The organism is Allobosea sp. Root483D1, from assembly GCF_001429505.1.
Lineage (GTDB): Bacteria > Pseudomonadota > Alphaproteobacteria > Rhizobiales > Beijerinckiaceae > Allobosea.
The window spans coordinates 274,232-291,209 of record NZ_LMJW01000022.1 but is presented as its reverse complement, the minus strand read 5'-3'; the positions used below and the strand labels follow the sequence as shown (position 1 = coordinate 291,209).

The 16,978-nt window shown below is 66.7% G+C and carries 14 protein-coding genes and 1 tRNA gene; 7 read left to right on the top strand and 8 right to left on the bottom strand.

Annotation, left to right across the window (positions count from 1 at the left end):
* Positions 1 to 338 precede the first annotated feature (338 nt).
* Positions 339 to 2,006 (top strand): MFS transporter, encoded by a 1,668-nt coding sequence (locus ASE66_RS24215; RefSeq protein WP_057192315.1) that lies wholly within the window; start codon positions 339 to 341, stop codon positions 2,004 to 2,006.
* 418 nt (positions 2,007 to 2,424) lie between these two features.
* Complete coding sequence (locus tag ASE66_RS24210) at positions 2,425 to 3,594, top strand: sensor domain-containing diguanylate cyclase (protein ID WP_057192314.1); 1,170 nt, start codon at positions 2,425 to 2,427, stop codon at positions 3,592 to 3,594.
* 42 nt (positions 3,595 to 3,636) lie between these two features.
* Here the strand turns inward: ASE66_RS24210 and ASE66_RS24205 are convergent, their stop codons facing one another.
* The 3 genes from ASE66_RS24205 to ASE66_RS24195 all read right to left on the bottom strand — a co-directional run bounded on the left by ASE66_RS24205 (position 3,637) and on the right by ASE66_RS24195 (position 6,240).
* Positions 3,637 to 4,344, bottom strand: a complete 708-nt coding sequence (locus ASE66_RS24205; protein ID WP_244495046.1) for a L,D-transpeptidase — start codon at positions 4,342 to 4,344, stop codon at positions 3,637 to 3,639.
* A gap of 170 nt (positions 4,345 to 4,514) precedes the next feature.
* Positions 4,515 to 4,589, bottom strand: a tRNA-Thr gene (locus tag ASE66_RS24200).
* A 49-nt stretch (positions 4,590 to 4,638) separates the two neighbouring features.
* Complete coding sequence (locus ASE66_RS24195; protein ID WP_156412309.1) at positions 4,639 to 6,240, bottom strand: sensor domain-containing diguanylate cyclase; 1,602 nt, start codon at positions 6,238 to 6,240, stop codon at positions 4,639 to 4,641.
* A 605-nt stretch (positions 6,241 to 6,845) separates the two neighbouring features.
* Between ASE66_RS24195 and ASE66_RS24190 the strand changes: the two genes are divergently transcribed.
* From ASE66_RS24190 to ASE66_RS24180, 3 genes are all read left to right on the top strand, one after another.
* Positions 6,846 to 7,271 (top strand): hypothetical protein, encoded by a 426-nt coding sequence (locus tag ASE66_RS24190; RefSeq protein ID WP_057192311.1) that lies wholly within the window; start codon positions 6,846 to 6,848, stop codon positions 7,269 to 7,271.
* A gap of 241 nt (positions 7,272 to 7,512) precedes the next feature.
* Positions 7,513 to 8,499 carry an MBL fold metallo-hydrolase gene (locus tag ASE66_RS24185; protein WP_057192310.1) on the top strand — a complete coding sequence of 329 codons (987 nt, stop codon included), beginning with the start codon at positions 7,513 to 7,515 and terminating at the stop codon, positions 8,497 to 8,499.
* Between the two features lie 223 nt (positions 8,500 to 8,722).
* Positions 8,723 to 9,496, top strand: coding sequence for an NAD kinase (locus ASE66_RS24180; RefSeq protein WP_057192309.1), 774 nt, complete (start codon positions 8,723 to 8,725; stop codon positions 9,494 to 9,496).
* Positions 9,497 to 9,622: 126 nt separating this feature from the next.
* On the opposite strand, the gene ssb is transcribed toward ASE66_RS24180, so the two are convergent.
* Positions 9,623 to 10,174: a single-stranded DNA-binding protein gene (gene ssb, locus ASE66_RS24175; RefSeq protein ID WP_057192308.1), complete on the bottom strand. Its 552-nt coding sequence runs from the start codon at positions 10,172 to 10,174 to the stop codon at positions 9,623 to 9,625.
* A gap of 149 nt (positions 10,175 to 10,323) precedes the next feature.
* Between ssb and ASE66_RS24170 the strand changes: the two genes are divergently transcribed.
* A complete protein-coding gene (locus ASE66_RS24170) occupies positions 10,324 to 11,946 on the top strand; it encodes a TIGR02594 family protein (RefSeq protein WP_156412308.1) in 1,623 nt (540 codons plus the stop codon).
* A 65-nt stretch (positions 11,947 to 12,011) separates the two neighbouring features.
* Complete coding sequence (locus tag ASE66_RS24165; RefSeq protein WP_057192306.1) at positions 12,012 to 13,220, top strand: peptidoglycan-binding domain-containing protein; 1,209 nt, start codon at positions 12,012 to 12,014, stop codon at positions 13,218 to 13,220.
* 21 nt (positions 13,221 to 13,241) lie between these two features.
* Here ASE66_RS24165 and ASE66_RS24160 read toward each other — a convergent pair whose 3' ends face one another.
* The 4 genes from ASE66_RS24160 to ASE66_RS24145 form a co-directional block, all read right to left on the bottom strand.
* Entirely contained in the window at positions 13,242 to 14,513 is a 1,272-nt protein-coding gene (locus tag ASE66_RS24160; RefSeq protein ID WP_057192305.1) for a 3-phosphoshikimate 1-carboxyvinyltransferase, read from the bottom strand.
* Between the two features lie 71 nt (positions 14,514 to 14,584).
* Positions 14,585 to 14,884: a putative quinol monooxygenase gene (locus ASE66_RS24155; RefSeq protein ID WP_057192304.1), complete on the bottom strand. Its 300-nt coding sequence runs from the start codon at positions 14,882 to 14,884 to the stop codon at positions 14,585 to 14,587.
* Between the two features lie 109 nt (positions 14,885 to 14,993).
* Entirely contained in the window at positions 14,994 to 15,851 is an 858-nt protein-coding gene (locus ASE66_RS24150; RefSeq protein ID WP_057192303.1) for an ABC transporter permease, read from the bottom strand.
* Complete coding sequence (locus tag ASE66_RS24145) at positions 15,848 to 16,840, bottom strand: ABC transporter substrate-binding protein (protein WP_057192302.1); 993 nt, start codon at positions 16,838 to 16,840, stop codon at positions 15,848 to 15,850. The genes ASE66_RS24150 and ASE66_RS24145 overlap by 4 nt, the downstream gene beginning before the upstream one ends.
* Positions 16,841 to 16,978 lie beyond the last annotated feature (138 nt).

The following is a 16,978-nucleotide window of genomic DNA, read 5'->3' as shown; positions in this document are numbered from 1 at the left end:
CAACTCCCGTCCTGCGCAGCCCGTCGACCCCGAGGCCGGCATGGTTGGCGAAAGGTTAACAACTCGGGGCCGGCAAGGCGAGTCGTGACGAGATGCGGGGCGGGATCGACCCCGGCGCGCGCTCAATCCTTCGTCTTACGCCTTTCGGTGCAAGACCAAGTGCTCGGTTGAAGATTGCGGGGTGTGGACGCATTCCTAGCCCATCAAACTTGGCTTTTCCAAGGCCTTTTCCTGAGTCGGCCCTGCGCCGACTCCAAGCGAAGAACCGCCAGAAGGCGGCGTGAGGGCGCAGCGGATGGTCCGCAGCGCCCGGGGGAACGAAAAAACGGGAGCGCTTCATGAGCATGGCACATGCACCGGCGGCCGCAGGGCCGCGGCCGATGACCAGGGAGGAGAAGAAGGTCATCCTTGCTTCCTCCCTGGGCACGGTCTTCGAATGGTACGATTTCTATCTCTACGGTTCACTCGCCGTGATGATCGGCGCGCATTTCTTCTCGGCCTTTGATCCGAACACGCGCGCCATCTTCGCCCTGCTCGCCTTCGCCGCCGGCTTCCTTGTGCGCCCCTTCGGCGCGCTGTTCTTCGGCCGCCTGGGTGACCTGATCGGCCGCAAATACACCTTCCTCGTCACGATCGTGATCATGGGCGCCTCGACCTTCCTGGTCGGCCTGCTGCCCAGCTACAACTCGATCGGCTGGATCGCCCCGGTCATCCTGATCGCGCTGCGCATGCTGCAGGGCCTCGCGCTCGGCGGCGAATATGGCGGCGCCGCGGTCTATGTCGCCGAGCATGCGCCCCCGGGCCGCCGCGGCTTCTACACCTCCTGGATCCAGACCACGGCGACGCTCGGACTGCTGCTCTCGCTGATCGTCATCCTCGGCATCCGCACCACCATGGGCGAGGCCGAGTTCACCGCCTGGGGCTGGCGCATCCCGTTCCTGGCCTCGATCTTCCTGCTCGCGATCTCGGTCTGGATCCGCCTGCAGATGCAGGAATCCCCGGCCTTCCAGAAGATGAAGGAAGAGGGCACCGGCTCGAAGGCGCCGCTTTCCGAGGCCTTCGGCCAATGGAAGAACGCCAGGATCGCCCTGCTGGCTCTGTTCGGCCTCACCGCCGGCCAGGCCGTCGTCTGGTACACCGGCCAGTTCTACGCCCTGTTCTTCATCCAGAGCATCCTGAAGGTCGACCTCTATTCGGCCAACGTGCTGATCGCCTGGTCGTTGATCATCGGCACCGGCGGCTTCATCTTCTTCGGCTCGCTGTCCGACAGGATCGGCCGCAAGCCGGTGATCCTCGCCGGCTGCCTGATTGCGGCGCTGACCTATTTCCCGCTGTTCGGCGCCCTCACCAAGGCCGCCAATCCGGGCCTCGCCGCGGCGCATGACAACGTCAAGGTCGTCGTCGTCGCCGATCCCGCCACCTGCGGCTCGGTCTTCGATCCGGTCGGCGTGCGCACCTTCACCCAGCCCTGCGACATCGCCCGTCGCACGCTGGCTTCGCAGGCGATCCAGTACACCCAGACCCCGGCGCCCGCCGGCACCGCGGCCAAGGTCACGGTCAACGGCAAGGACGTCGCGATCGACGCCACCTTCGCCGCCAACATCGCCAAGGAAGCGATCGCCGCCGGCTATCCCGCCCCGAACGACGCCCGCATCGTCAAGACCGGCTTCGGGAACGCGCTGTTCAATGCCCAGTCGCTGACGATCATCGGCATCCTGACGATCCTCGTGATCTATGTGACGATGGTCTACGGCCCGATCGCCGCGGCCCTGGTCGAGCTCTTCCCGACCCGCATCCGCTACACCGGCATGTCGCTGCCCTACCATATCGGCAATGGCTGGTTCGGCGGCCTGCTGCCGGCGACCTCGTTCGCCATGGTGGCCGGCACCGGCGACATCTTCTACGGCCTCTGGTACCCGATCGTTATCGCGATGATGACCTTCGTCATCGGCATGCTCTTCGTGCCCGAGACCAAGGATCGCGACATCCTCACCTACGATCACTGATCGCCAGATCCGACCAGCCAGCTGGTTCCGCGAGCCCCGCCCGAAAGGGCGGGGCTTTTTTTGTCGAACGACGAGAGCCGAGGGGCATCTGCGCGGATCGACCGCAAGCGGCGTATCGGCAGTCTCGAGACCGGATACTTCCAGCTACCCCAACTGGAGGGCGCCGATATCGAGATGGCAATGCATGAAGTCGAGCCGAGTTCTTCGCGTTTATCGAGAGCTCGTGCAGAGTATATATCGCCAACATTGAACATGCGGATCTTGACGATGCATCGCTCAGGCCCGGATGCCTGCTACGAAGGCAGATCGTCACAAGCGGATATTAACTCATTTGGGCTAGCTTTTCCTGCACTCGGCCAGGCTGGGAGCGCTTGATCATGCCTGACGCCGAACGCAGCCACTGCTGACGACGATCGCGATGGACCTTGCAACCCTCTGGTATCTGACGATCGGAACGCTGCTCATCGCCGCGGCCATGACCTTGTGGGAGCGGCAGGCGCACGCCCCGCGATCGCGGGAACTCGGCCTCTGGGCGGCAGCCTATGGCGTGTTCGCCCTGGGCTGCATCCTCGCGATGAATCGGAGCCTGCTTCCCGGCGTTTCCGGTCCCGCCCTGACCAATGTCGTCATGCTGCTCGGCTACGCCCTGGTCCTGCAGGGGGTTCTGGTGCTGGACGGCCGGTCCCTGCGCCCCGTCCTCGTCGCGGGCTTCCTCGCTGCGATCGGCACCGCCTGGTTCGTCCTCGGCACGGGCTGGGCGAGCCTGCTCTGGAACCATGCGAGCGCATTCCCCATCGCGGTCATTTGCGCTCTGACCGCCCTCGCCCTGTTCCGCAGCCGCACAGCGAAAGGCTTGCGCTCCCGCCCGATCGCGATCGCCGTCTTCGCCTGCCACAGCCTGACCTACGCCATCCGCACATTCGTCGTGCCGATGGTCGTCTCGGTCTATGGCGAGAGCGTGCTGCCCATCGTCGCCAAGCTGACGATGTATGAAGCGGTGCTGTTTACGGTCGCGATGCCGATGTCCCTGATCGCTCTGGCGCGCGAGGAGGATCGGGCGCGGCTGCTGGCGAGCGCGCGAACCGACTTCCTGACCGGCCTCAACAATCGCCAGGGCTTCTTCGAGCTGAGCCCTGAACGCCTGCGCCAAACTGGCGAGAGCGCTTCGCATGCGCTGCTCGCCTTCGACCTCGACCACTTCAAGGCGATCAATGACACCTACGGGCACGATGCGGGCGACCAGATCCTGAAGCTGTTCGCACGGGTCGCCGGTGAAGCCACGGGACCGGATGCCATGTGCGCCCGGCTCGGCGGCGAGGAATTCGCTGTCCTGCTGCCGGGCATGGGCGTGCAGGACGCGCACCAGATCGGCCAGGACATCGCCAGGCGCTTTGCCGAGGCGGCAGCACTCAGCGACGGCCTCGCCATCGCGGCAACCGTCAGCGTCGGCCTGGCGGTGGCTGGCACCAACAAGCTCGACCTGACCGAATTTCTCGCCGTCGCCGATGGCGCGCTCTATCGGGCGAAGCTGCTCGGACGCAATCGTATCGAGATTGCAGGATCGACGAGCGTCGCCGCGGCGGCCTGAGCCGTCAGGGCTCCTCGGCCTGCCTCCCCGGCATCACTCGCCTCACACCGGCAGCACGGTCACCGGCGTGCCGAGCGCGACACGGGCGTAGAGGTGGATGATGTCCTGATTGATCATCCGGATGCAGCCCGAGGAGACGTTGCTGCCGACGGTGTAGGGCTCGGTCGTGCCGTGGATGCGGTAGCCGAGATCGCGTCCCTCGCCGAAGAGGTAGAGGGTGCGGGCGCCGAGCGGGCTCTTCGGCCCGCCGCGGACGCCGGGGCCGCGCGGCGTCGGCTCGAGCTGGGCCCTGATCTGCGGATCGCGCTCGATCATCTCCTGCGGCGGCACCCAGTCGGGCCAATCCCGCTTCATGTTGATCTTCGCCTGGCCCGTCCAGCCGAAGCCCTCGCGGCCGACGCCGACGCCATAGCGCGTCGCGACGCCCTGCGATTCGACGAAATAGAGATGGTAGGAGCCGGGATCGACGACGATCGAGCCTGGCGGCTCGGCGCCGCGGAACTCGACGGTCTGGCGCAGATAGCGCGGCTCGATGCTCTGATAGTCGATCGCCGGCACCGGGAAGCGCTCGCCCGGATAGGCCATGTAGACCTGCGCGTAGTTCGGGCGTGAGAGCGTGCGCGTCAGGCTGCGCCCGCTCGGGGCGGCGATGTCCGGCAGCGCCACGATGCTGCCACCGCCGCCACAGCCGGCAAGGCCAGGGGCGAGGAGCGAAAGCGAGGACATGGTAAAGGAGCGGCGGTTCAGCATGGGCACATCTCAGGCAAGGCTTTTGCAAAAGCATCGACTTAGATGGTTACGGACGCGTGAATGCCGGCGCGCTATTCGGCACCGAAGGTCGACGACCGCCGATATAGGCCAGGAAATCCGCCTCGCTGCCGCGACGATCGCGAAGAGGCCCGTCCTGGGTGTCAAGGGAATGGTGCCGGCGGAGAGGATCGAACTCCCGACCTTCGGTTTACAAAACCGCTGCACTACCGCTGTGCTACGCCGGCCCTCGCGCTGCGGTATCAGGCCGCTGGGGCGAGAGCAAGACCGGCGGGCTCAGAGCTGGACGTGCTCCGGACGGCTTGCCGCCGGGACGATGCTCGCCCCCAGGCGGGACAGGCAGGTCTGGCCGCGCCCGCCTGCCTTGGCGCGATAGAGGGCCTTGTCCGCCCGCTCGATCAACTGCTCCACAGAAAGACCGGGATCGTCGCTGTCGGCGAGACCGGCGCTGAAGTCGATCATGACAGCCGCATCGTGATGGGCCCAGATCTGCCGAACGCCCAGGCGCAGCCGTTCGAGATGGGCCGCGCAATCCTCGAGCCCGTGGCCGTCGAAGGCGATCAGGAATTCCTCGCCGCCCCACCGGCCGATCGACGCATTGGCGGGCAGTCGCGCGGTCGCGGCGGAGGCGACCCGCTTCAGCACGGAGTCGCCGACCTGATGACCGTAAGTGTCGTTGATCGCCTTGAAGTGATCGAGATCGAGGAGCGCGACCGAGAAGGTGCGGCCGGCCTCGCGGGCCGCCGCCAGCTGCGCATCGGCGCATTCGAGGATATGCCGGCGGTTCGAGATACCGGTGAGGGCATCGGTGTTGGCGATCTCCTCCAGGCGGCTGCGATGGCGCAGGTCGAGATAGTGCATGCGGAAGAGAATGAGCAGTATCAGCACCATCGCGACGACGGTGACGATCATGTTCCTGGTGTTGGCATGCCTCTCGGCCCGTTCAGCGTCGAGGGTTCTTTGCAACGCTTCGGCTCGCGCCGCCTGGAGATCCGCGGTGAACTGCTCCGACAGAACCAGCGTCTGGCGTGCCGTGGCCGCGTCCTTCCAGCGGCCGTGCCTTTCAATGTACTGGTGGAGGTCCGAGAACGCCGCCGCGAATTCCCCCTCTCGGCGATTGAGCTCGGCTCGCAGCCGGAACGACTCGAATGAGCTGACGCCCCTTGTGGCGTCTCCCTTCTCGATGACGGCGTTCAGGCGCCGGCGTGCCTCGTCGAGCTTTCCCTCCGCCAGATCGACCTCCGCCGCGAGCAGCTCGGTTTGCTCGGGCTCCGCCTCGCCCAGGCGGACGAACTTCTCCTGCGCCTGCTCGCAGTGGCGTCTCGCCATGCTCCATTGCTTGAGCCCGATCCGTGCACGGCAGAACTCCCGCTCGATGTGAGCTTCGCTCGCCTCGGCGAAGAAGCGGCGATGCGAGACGCGGGCCAGTTCGAGCTCCGGGAGCGCCTCTTCGAAACGCCGCTTATTGTTCAGATAGATTCCGCGATAGCCGTGCGCCATTCCGAGCAGGAAGGTGTTTCCGGTCGCGCTCTCGAAATCGATGACCGCCCGGTTGAGCTCCAGTGCGGCATCGGCATTGCCGGCATCGCCCCAGACGCGGCCGAGCAGGCGCACCGCCTCGATGTTGGCGAGCGTCAGCGCCGGCGTGTTACTCGCGCGATAGGCCTGGAACAGCAACCGCGCTGCCTCGCCGAAATTGCCGCGCACGCGCTGGATGTTTCCGAGAGCGATATCGAGGCAGATCGCCTTGGCCGAGTGCGGATCGACCCGCGCTGCGAGTGCTTCGATCCACAATTGCAACTCCGCGAGCGCCTCGGGCTGGAATGTGTTTGTGGCCAGGATCCAGAGCAGCTCCACACGCGCATCGCTATCGGCCAATAGCGGCTCCGTGACTCCCAGCCCGGCTATCCGCCGCGCGGCCGCGGCTTGCGACCGTCGCCCGAATCCCTCGGCCTGCAAGGCCAGCAGGCGCCCTCTGGTCTCGACCGTCTGATCGCCTTTGCTTGCGAGAGCATCTTCGGCGAGCCGCGACGCCAATTCAGGGTCTCGCCCCACGAGATCACTGATACTTGAAAGCAAGGGGCCGGAGGGAGCCAGGCAGGAGGCGTCAACGGCAGAATTCACGACGAGTAAAAGTACAGCAACCAGGAAAAACCTGCGCATACGCCCTGCCTATTATTTCAGCACAAGCTGCATTGGGGCGAACAATGCTGCCTGCCGACATCGTCAGCGAACCATGGGAGCAAGCTGCTGACCGAAAGGTAAAGGCCTCCGGCCTTTTTCGAGCGAGCGACCTGCCCTGTGGTCAGCGCATCGCCGACGGCTTGGCCGCCCTGCCCGCTTGCGCCAGAATGGCACTGGCGATCTTGCCCGACTGACGCTAAACGCCCGTCTGTCCGGCACATCCGGCCGGTACCGATTGCGGGCGGCTCCGACGGCGCGGCAAGGGCTGCCCTGGTGACGCGAACGAGGTATAGCGAGGAATGACCTGCGCCGATCAGCACGACCAGTTGCTCGCTCTCGCACGGCGCTGCGAGAGCACCGGTCGTCCGGACCGCAACCTCGACGCCGACATCTACGAGGCGCTCGGCTTCACCGTCCGGCGCAAGCCGGCCCATCTGATCGGCCCGCGCACCCCGCCCGGAGGCATCTATCAGCAGGGCTCGCTCTGGAAGGCGATCGGCAAGATCAGCGCCGAGATCGACGTCGCGGTCAACGTCATCCGGCAGAAGGCGCCTGAGTGGAACTGGAGTCTGCAGTCGGTCGCCTCGGAAGAGCAGACCTACGAGGCACTGGTCGCCGGTTGTTCGGGCCATGGCGCGCTCGCCTCGCTGGCGCTCTGCGCCGCTCTGCTCAAGGCTTTCGCCAGGAGCGATTCCGACCAGACCTCGGCGCCGGCCGATCGCTGAAACGGCTTCGGTTCCAAAGGCGAAGCCGCTTGCCCTGACAGGTCGATTCAACCTACGGACCGGGCGCCGCTGCGGCGGCAACTTCACGGAAAGTTGACCCTGGCCATCCACACAGCGGTTGAAGGCGTTGTTTGCACAGCTAGTTTGGCGGTCGGGCTGAACCAATGCCCAGGATGCGATTCTGGCTGGCGGGGCGCCATTCGGGAGAGGTCGCGCCCTTCTCGTTGTTGGAGCCTGATCGATGGCCCATGTCGAACCCTCACGCCGCACCATGATGGCAGGCGCCGGCGCGCTCGCCGCCGCAGCCGCGCTCGACCTGCCCGCCGGCATCGCACCGGCCCATGCGCAAGGAGCTTCCGTGAACCAGAACCCGGGTTTCTACCGCTACAAGGTCGGCGACATCACCGTCACCGCCATTAATGACGGCTTCGCCAAGCGCCCGCTCGAGGGCTTCGTCCGCAATGCCGAACTCGCCGACGTCAAGAAGGCGATGGAGCAAGCCTACCTGCCGGCCGACGCGCTCTCGATCACCTTCACCACGCTGGCGCTGCAGATCGGCGACAAGATCACCTTGATCGACACCGGCAACGGCGATTCCGGCGCGCCGACCTCGGGCGCCTGGATGAAGAACTTCCAGGCCGCCGGGTTCGACCCCAAGAACGTCTCGAGCGTGGTCTTCAGCCATTTCCACGGCGACCACATCAATGGCTTCCGTCTCAAGGACGGGACCGCCGTGTTCCCGAACGCCGAGGTGATGGTGCCGGCGGCTGAATGGGCGTTCTGGATGGACGATGCCAAGATGAACGCCGCCCCCGAGGCGATGAAGGGCGCTTTTGCCGGCGTGCGCCGCGTCTTCGGGCCGGTCGCCAAGGACGTGAAGCAGTATGAGGCCGGCAAGGAGGTCCTCCCGGGCGTGACCGCGATCGCCGCGCCAGGCCATACGCCCGGTCACACCGTCTTCGCCGTCGCCTCCGGCAGCGGCAAGCTGCTGGTCCTGTCGGACACGACAAACCACCCGGCCCTATTCGTGCGCAATCCCGACTGGTCGGCGGTGTTCGACATGGATGGGCCGCAGGCGGTCGCCACCCGCCGCAAGCTGCTCGACATGGCGGTCACCGACAAGATGCAGGTCTGCTTCTATCACGCCCCCTTCCCGGCAACCGGCCATATCGCCAAGGCCGGCAACGGTTTCGAGCTCGTCCCGGTGCAGTGGAGCAGCGCGATCTGAGACCCTCGCAGGAGCATGTTCCGCAAAAGTGGGAAGCGCTTTTGCGATCGGAACATGTTCCAACGCGTTAGTTTGGAGCCGGATGTATCCAGCTCCAGGCCGCTGGAGAAAGGCCGGGGCAAGCGCCTCGGCCTTTCTTTTTCCGGCAGCTTCGCAAGGCGGCTCGCGATCCGCCTCCCCGGCATGCTAGATCGTTCCGAGCCATGCCGACCGGATACCCGCGATGACCGAGCGCTTTGCCGCCATCTCCTTCGTCGCCAGCGACACCGCCGAGGCCCAGGCCGCGCGGGTCAAGCTGGTCGAGCGCTATGGCGACGCCGACCCGGCTGAGGCCGAGGTCGTCGTCGCCCTCGGCGGCGACGGCCTGATGCTGCAGACGCTGCATCGCTTCATGGGCACCGCCAAGCCGATCTACGGGATGAACCGCGGCTCGGTCGGCTTCCTGATGAACGAGTTCCGCGAGCGCGGCCTGCGCCAGCGGCTCGAGGCGGCGCAGCGCAGCGTCGTCCATCCGCTGGCGATGACGGCGGTCGACTGCAAGGGGAAGCGCGTCGAGGCGCGCGCGATCAACGAAGTCTCGCTGTTCCGCCGTTCCTATCAGGCGGCGAAGCTGCGCATCTCGGTCGATGGGCAGGTGCGCCTGTCCGAACTCGTCGCCGACGGCGTGCTGCTCGCGACGCCGGCTGGCTCGACCGCCTACAACCTCTCGGCCAACGGCCCGATCCTGCCACTCGATGCGCCGTTGCTGGCGTTGACCCCGCTCTCGCCCTTCCGGCCGCGGCGCTGGCGCGGCGCGCTCCTGCCCGACCATGCCAAGGTGACCATCGCAGTCATGGAGGCCGACAAGCGCCCGGTCAGCGCGGTCGCGGACCACACCCAGATCGACAACGTGATCTCGGTCCAGATTGCGATCGACCGCTCGCTCGACCTCGTCATGATGCACGATCCCGGCCACAGCCTGGACGAACGCATCCTGCGCGAGCAGTTCGGTTATTGAACAGGCGATGCGCGACGCCTTGCTAAGACAGCGGACCGAAAAGCGCTGCCCGCTTGTCGATCCGCTGCTCTAGTTTGGCTGTCGCTTGACCGGTCGGCTTCCAATGCAGGCCGGTCGAACGAGTCCCTAGAACGGGATGTCGTCGTCGAGATGGCTCGACGAGCGTGAACCGCTGCTGCCGCTGCCGCTCGCCATGGCCGGCTGGCGCGAACCGCCGCCGACCGGGCTCGACCGGCCGAAGGAGCTGCCGCCCGACGAACCCTCGTCGCCATAGCCGCCGCTGCTGCTGCTACCGCCGCCACCGCCGAACTCGTCGCCGCCCTGGCCGCGGCTGTCGAGAATGGTGAGCTCGCCGCGGAAACGCTGCAGCACGATCTCGGTGGTGTACTTCTCGACGCCCTGCTGATCCTGCCATTTGCGGGTCTGCAGCTGGCCCTCGATGTAAATCTTCGAGCCCTTCTTCAGATATTGCTCGGCGACCTTGGCGAGGTTCTCGTTGAAGATCACGACGGAGTGCCACTCGGTGCGCTCCTTGCGCTCGCCCGACTGCTTGTCGCGCCAGGTTTCCGAGGTGGCGATCCTGAGATTGACCACGGGCTCGCCGCTGCCGAGGCGCCGGACTTCGGGATCGCGCCCGAGATTGCCGACCAGAATGACCTTGTTGACGCTACCAGCCATGACAGGCTCCACTTCCTGCGCACTTCACCACATATCCGGCCGATCGACCGGAGCCGGACCCTAGCGGACCACGCTGCCATCATCAATTATGTTCTTGTTTTGTTCAAGGCATTTCCGACGTTTTCCCCGAGAATATTCTCACTCGCCTCTTGGCGCGGCGAGCCAGTGCCGAGCGCACCAGCGCCACAACCCATGGGCGAGCCATACACGCAATTTTACTTGTGTTCCTCAACGGCATCATCAATTCTCGTTCATCATGCCCTTGCGTAATGCGAGAGATTGCCATGGACACTCCCTGGATGGCGGTAGCCGGATATTTCGTAGCCGAGCGTCTTGCCGAGGTTCCCAGCGCCGCCAGTGACCCGCGCATCAGCGAAATGTACCGCCTCGTCACCGGGACGGCCCGCAGCGACGATGTGCCCTGGTGCGCCGCCTTCGTCGGAGCCTGCCTCGAACTGTCGGGCTATGCGCCGACCAGCAGCTTGCTCGCCTCCAGCTACAAGACCTTCGGGGAAAAACTGAGCGCGCCCATGCCGGGCTGCGTCATCGTGCTGAAGCCGCAGACGGCAGGTGCGTCGGGACATGTCGGCTTCTTCGTGTCGATGACGAACGGCCGCGTCCGGCTCCTCGGCGGCAATCAGAGCGATGCGGCGAAGGAGCAGAACTACGCGGCGGACGACATCGTCGCCATGCGCTGGCCGGTCAAGACCGCGCCGCTGCCGGTCTCGACATCGCTGCCGACGATCCTCGATATCGCGCCCGACCAGGCCCCTCCCCACCTTTCCGGCTCGCCGGACGTGTCCGATCCGCTGGACTGGCCCGAACTCGAGCCCGTACCAGCCGACCCCACGATCGGGATGGGCGCGCGCGGCGCCAATGTCGAGGCGCTCCAGACCCAGCTCACCAAACTGAACTATCATCTGGGCGCGACCGACGGCATCTTCGGGCCGCTGACCTTCGCTGCCGTCCTGGCCTTCCAGGCCGAGAACGGGCTGCCGGCGACCGGCCAGGTCGGCAGCGCGGAATGGGCGAAGCTGGCGGCGGCCACGGCGCGGCCGCTCGGGCCGCAACGCAACGGCGCTGATCTCGATAAGGTGCGCGAAACCGGCTCGCGAACCGTCGCCACGGCCGACTGGCTGCGGAAGGTGGGCATCGGGACCGGCCTGCTCGGTGCCCTCGGCTTCACCGACAGGCAGACCGACATCGTCGAACGCATGGTCGGCGGGCTGAAAGTCGCCACCGGCGTCGCCTCTCCGTCGCAGCTTGTCGACAATGCGATCAGGTTGCAGCGAGAGGTCGAAGCCACGCTCCAGGAGGGACTGAAGGGCGTCAACAACATCGCGCCCAATGTCCTGAACCAGACATCGGAGAAGCTCGTCGCCCTCGTTCAGAAAACCGTCCTGCCCCTGCAGAGCGGCGACGCGAACCTGGCCCCGACCAAACTATTCGAACTGCAGAGCGAGATTCGCTCTCTGCTGGGCAGGGATCTGCCTGCCGCCGCGACCCAGATTCCGAAGCTCACATTCGAGCTGATGGACAAGCTGGCGCCGCTGGCGAAACCGATTTCCATGGTGCCGGGCCCGGCGGGCACCGCGCCCTCGCCCGGTCTCGTCGGCCCGCTGCTCGATCTGATCCCGGCGCTGATCGGCGGCCAGGGTTCGGCAACCTGGCTGCTGGTCGCCCTGGGCGGGTTTCTGGCCTATCGCAGCGGCGGCCAGATCAATGAGTATCGCCTGCAGGACTACCGCAACGCCGCCAATCTGGGCCGCTGAGCCGCCGCCATCGGTCCACCCGTTTCAGGTTGCCATCGTCTGCCGCGTCCGGAGGAGACGTCGTCATGCTGGATCGCAGCATTTTTCTCGCCGAAGCGCGACGGGCGCCGTTCGGCGGCCGGCTACAGACGGGCCAGGAACAGGGCCTGCGCGCCATCCTCGACGAATGGGAACGGCGCATGCCCACCGGCGATCCGCGCTGGCTCGCCTATATGCTGGCGACGGCATATCACGAGACCGCCTTCACCATGCAGCCGATCCGTGAATTCGGGCGTGGCCGCGGTCGCAGATATGGCGCCCCTGATCCCCAGTCCGGCCAGGCCTATTACGGCCGCGGCTATGTCCAGCTCACCTGGAAGAACAATTACGCCAAGGCGACGCAGCTGTTCGGCCGCGACTTCGTCAACCAGCCCGATCTCGCACTGGACCCCGGCCTCGCCGCGGCGATCATGTTCAACGGCATGAGCGGCGGCTGGTTCACGGGGAAGAAGCTCGGTGACTATTTCAGCCCCGGCATGGAGGACTGGTTCAATGCCAGGCGCATCGTCAATGGCACCGACCGCGCCGATCAGATCGCGACCTATGCCCGCCGGTTCCTGGCTGCGATCCGCGCCGCCTCGCAGGCGGCCGCCGGCGCCGGTGCGGCGATGACCGGCCCGGTCCCGGCCGGCGCCCTGTTCCGCGGAGGCCCTCAGGGCGCCGCGGTCCTGGCGCTGCAAGCGGCACTGGCGCAGAAGGGCTACCCGCCTGGTCCTCTCGACGGTGAGTTCGGGCCGCTGACGGAACAGGCTCTACTGGCCTTCCAGAAGGATGCAGGCCTGCCCCCGACCGGCGTATTCGATGCCGCCCAATGGCCGGCTCTAACGGCCGCGGCGCCGCGATCCCTGCCCGTCGGTCGGGTCACCGCCAACCAGCAGACGCTTCGCGAGCTCGGCTCGGTCACCATCGGCGAAACCGATCGGTCGAAGCGCGTCGCCATCGGTACGGGCCTGCTCGCAGCTCTCGGCCTTGGCGACAGCCAGACACAGGTCCTGCCGACGCTGGCGACCCGGCTGACGGACCTGTTCGGTGGCGGCGCCGGCGCGTCTACGGGTCCGGCCTTCATCGAGCCGCTTGCCCGTCTGGCGCTCGGGCTGATCAGCCCGGGTAGCCCGGGTATCTGGCTCGGCCTCGCGGGAGCGGCGGCCTATCTCTGGCGCTCAGCCGACAATGTCGCGGAACGCCGCGTCGAGGACCATCGCACCGGCGCCAATATCAAGGACCTCCACCGCTGATCGGCAGCGCGTGAAGGACCGTTACGGCACCTCGCCCTCGAAACGCACACCGAGCGAGCCGATTGCGCGCCAGTAGTCCGGATAGGTCTTGGCCACGCAAGCAGGGTCGAGGATGGTGATGCCGCCGATCTTCAGCCCGGCCAGCGCGAAGCTCATGGCGATGCGATGATCGGCGAAGGTGTCGATCTCGGCAGGAAGTGTCTGGCCGGCCAGCGCCGGATCCGAGGCGACGATGAGATCGTCGCCCTCCTCCACGCCGAGCCCCGGCCTGATCCGCGACAGGCCCTGCGCCAGCGCGGCGACCCGGTCGCATTCCTTGACGCGGAGGTTGGCGATGCCGACGAAGCGCACCGGTGTCCTGTTGAAGGCGGCGAGCACGGCCAGCGTCGGCACCGCATCCTGCATCTGCGAGCCGTCGATCTCGGCCGGCAGGTTCGGGAAGGCAGCGATCAGCGCATGCGCCTTGGCGTCGGGCTGGGTGAAGGCTTCGGCCGGCACGCCAAGATCGATCGCGCCGCCGGTCAGCACCTCCGCGGCCCAGAGATAGGTCGCGGCCGAAGCATCGGGCTCGATCAGGTAATCGGTCGCGACATAACCGGTCGGCGCGATCCGCCAGCCGCCGCTCTCCGGCTCCGAGACCTCGGCACCGAAGGCGCGCATCGTCGCCAGCGTCAGGTCGACATAGCCGCGCGCACCGATCTCCTGGCCGGTCAGGACGACATCGACGGGATTGCGGGCGCAGGCGCCGGCCATCAGCAGCGCCGAAACGTATTGGCTGGAGAGGCCGCCATCGACCTCGGCCAGCCCGCCATCGAAGCCGCCCTGCCCCTGGATGGTCACCGGCGGGCAGCCGCTCGGCGCCGCGATCGCGACGCCCAATCGGGTGAGCGCCTCGACCAGCGGCAGGATCGGCCGCTTGCGCATGTGCTCGTCGCCGTCGACCACGACCTTGCCATCGACCAGCGCCGCCGCCGCCGTCAGGAAGCGGGTCGCGGTGCCGGCATTGCCGAGAAAGAGCGGCCCGGCGGGCGCCTTGAGGCGCCCGTTGCTGGTGACGATGAAGCTGGTGTCGTCGGGCTCGGCGATCTCGACGCCCATGTCCCTGAGCGCCTGCGCCATATAGCGGGTGTCGTCGCTCTTCAGCGCGCCGCTGAGCCGGCTGGTGCCCTTCGCCAGCGCCGCGACCAGCAGCGCTCGGTTGGTGATCGACTTCGAGCCGGGCGGCATCACGCGGCCCGTCAGCGCCGCCTTCGTGGGCAGGATGGTGAGTTTGCTCAAGGCGGATTGGATCATGGCAGGCTCGCGGCTCGGTCGCGAGGGTCTTAGACCGAGCGGCCCGCGAGCGGAAGGCGGGTCCGCCGCCTTCAGCCCTTCGCCAGCCCGAACCCACCGACCGGCTCGGTGACGACATGGCTGTCGAAGCCGGCGATGATCGGCCTGGCCTTGGTGATCGCCGCCTGCACCGCCGGCAGAGCGAGCGACGCCTTGTGGCTCTCCTCGCGGTCCCAGACCTCGGTCACCCAGATCGCATCGGCATCACCGGGATCGCGGGCGACGACATAGCTCAGGCAGCCGGGCATCATGCCGCTGCTCTCGAGGATGTAGCCGATCAGCGCCTCGCGCTCGCCGGGCTTGGCCCGCATCTTCCCGATCAATCCGTACATGGCGGCGCATCTCCCGTTTCGGCCGGCACCCTGCCCAAGCGTTGGATACGGCGCAACTGAACGCCCTGACCGAATCCGTCAGCAGCAAGAGCCGCCTCGGCAAGGCCACTCACGCAGATGGCCGCCGCTCTCCCAAAATTGCCTGCGCCATGCGGTCGAGCAGGATCGCAAGCGCGACGATCGCGAGGCCGCCGACGAAGCCGAGCCCGGGATCGGCGCGTTGCAGGCCGAGCAGCACGACTTCCCCCAAGCCCTTGGCGCCGATCATGGAGGCGACCACGACCATGGCGAGCGCCAGCATGATCGCCTGGTTGAGGCCTTGCAGAATGACCGGCCGAGCCAGCGGCAATTCGATGAGCAGAAGCGTCTGGCGCGGGCCGAGGCCAAGCGCGCGGGCGGCCTGGACCAGCCCGTCATCGATGCCGCGCAAGCCGAGCTCGGTCAGCCGCGCGAAGGGCGGCAAGGCGTAGATCAAGGTCGCGAGCAGCGCCGGCGCGCGCCCCAGCCCGAGCAGCATCGCCACCGGAATCAGGTAGACGAAGCTCGGAATGGTCTGCATCAGGTCGTAGACGGGCGCGAGCACCCGTCCCAGCCGCGGCAGGCGGGCCGCAGCGATGCCGAGCGGCAGACCGAGCACGACGACTAGCACCACGGCGACGGCGACGAGGGCAAGCGACTGCATCGCCTCGGTCCAGAGGCCAAGGCCGGCGAGGATGAGCGGAAGCACCGCCATCGCCAGCGCAAAGCCCAGCGTACGCCGCGCCAGCCAGGCGCCTGCCGCGACGGCCAGAACGAAAACCGGCACGGGGATATGAAGCAGAGCCGTCTCGACACCGCGTACCGGCGCCGTCAGCAACCTGCTGAAGCCGTCGAGATCGTCGCCATAGCCTGTGACGACGGCATTGACCGCCTGGTTGACCAGCCTTTGCAGCGTCTTGCCGAGATCCGGCAGCCAGTCCGGGCTCACAGGCCGGACGCGACCTTGGCAGCGATGTCGGCCGGCAACCAGGCCTTCCAGACATCAGCTTGCGTCTTGAGGAAGACGAGCGCCTGCTGCTCGGGCGACTGGCCCTTTTCACGCGCCTCGGCGAGCATCCTCGAGGTCAACTCGCTGGTGGTGGTGTATTTCTTGAAGAAGCCGGCAAGCTGCGGCGCCTTCTTCGCAAGCTCGATATTGGCGCCGATGACGACCCGGCTCACTGGATAGGCGGTGGCGCGCTTGGGCGCATCGCTCGCCTTCACGTCATCCCAGATCGCCTGGTCGAAGGCCGGCTCGTCGAGCTTGACCAGGTCATAGGCGCCCAGCAACCAGCTCGGTCCCCAATAGTAGAACACGACAGGCCGCTTGCGCTTCAGGGCGGATTCGATGGCGGCGACGATCGCCTCGCCGGAGCCGCCGCGGAGATTGTTGAAATCGCCGGCCAGCCCGTAAGTGACGAGCTTCTTGCTGTTGATGCCCTCGCAGACCCAGCCCGCCACGCAATTATAGAAACGCCCCTTGCCGGGCTCGTCAGGGTCGGCGAACAGGTCCTTGTAGCGCTTGAGATCCTGCACCGATTTCAGCTCCGGCGCCTTGGCGTCGGGGCCTGAAACCAGATAGCGCGGCACGAACCAGCCTTCGTTCGCATCGGGGAATGTTGTGCCGAGCGGCTCGACCTTGCCCGCGGCAGCCTCCTTGACCCAGGCTTCTACCGGGTTCGCCAGCCAGATTTCCATGACGATGTCGACATCGCCGCGGCCTAGGCCGTTGACCAGCGGCGCGATCACGCCCGGCACGCGCTCGACCTTGCAGCCGAAGCCTTTCTCGGCGATGGCGCTGGCGACAGCGGTGTGGAAGGCAGCGGAATCATAGTCGAGACCCGCCATCTTCAGCGGGCGGTCGAGCTCGCATGCGAAACCGGGAGCGGTCAGACCGAGGCCGAGCAGCAGCGCTGCTCCTCGCAGAACGGCTTTCATCGTGATATCCCCCGCTGGCTGCAGTACCCGATCGTGCACCCGGACGATCGGTCATGTCCACGAACCGCAAAAGGCCGGGAAATGTTCCGCCCCAAGGGGCGTCTCGGACTCCGGCGACCGCGCCGGAGAGCAGGCGGG

Excerpts from the sequence above, each read along its gene's own strand:
- ASE66_RS24215 (WP_057192315.1), top strand. The coding sequence starts at position 339 with ATGAGCATGGCACATGCACCGGCGGCCGCAGGGCCGCGGCCGATGACC.
- ASE66_RS24210 (WP_057192314.1), top strand. The coding sequence starts at position 2,425 with ATGGACCTTGCAACCCTCTGGTATCTGACGATCGGAACGCTGCTCATC.
- ASE66_RS24205 (WP_244495046.1), bottom strand. The coding sequence starts at position 4,344 with ATGCTGAACCGCCGCTCCTTTACCATGTCCTCGCTTTCGCTCCTCGCC.
- ASE66_RS24190 (WP_057192311.1), top strand. The coding sequence starts at position 6,846 with ATGACCTGCGCCGATCAGCACGACCAGTTGCTCGCTCTCGCACGGCGC.
- ASE66_RS24185 (WP_057192310.1), top strand. The coding sequence starts at position 7,513 with ATGGCCCATGTCGAACCCTCACGCCGCACCATGATGGCAGGCGCCGGC.
- ASE66_RS24180 (WP_057192309.1), top strand. The coding sequence starts at position 8,723 with ATGACCGAGCGCTTTGCCGCCATCTCCTTCGTCGCCAGCGACACCGCC.
- ssb (WP_057192308.1), bottom strand. The coding sequence starts at position 10,174 with ATGGCTGGTAGCGTCAACAAGGTCATTCTGGTCGGCAATCTCGGGCGC.
- ASE66_RS24165 (WP_057192306.1), top strand. The coding sequence starts at position 12,012 with ATGCTGGATCGCAGCATTTTTCTCGCCGAAGCGCGACGGGCGCCGTTC.
- ASE66_RS24160 (WP_057192305.1), bottom strand. The coding sequence starts at position 14,513 with ATGATCCAATCCGCCTTGAGCAAACTCACCATCCTGCCCACGAAGGCG.
- ASE66_RS24155 (WP_057192304.1), bottom strand. The coding sequence starts at position 14,884 with ATGTACGGATTGATCGGGAAGATGCGGGCCAAGCCCGGCGAGCGCGAG.
- ASE66_RS24145 (WP_057192302.1), bottom strand. The coding sequence starts at position 16,840 with ATGAAAGCCGTTCTGCGAGGAGCAGCGCTGCTGCTCGGCCTCGGTCTG.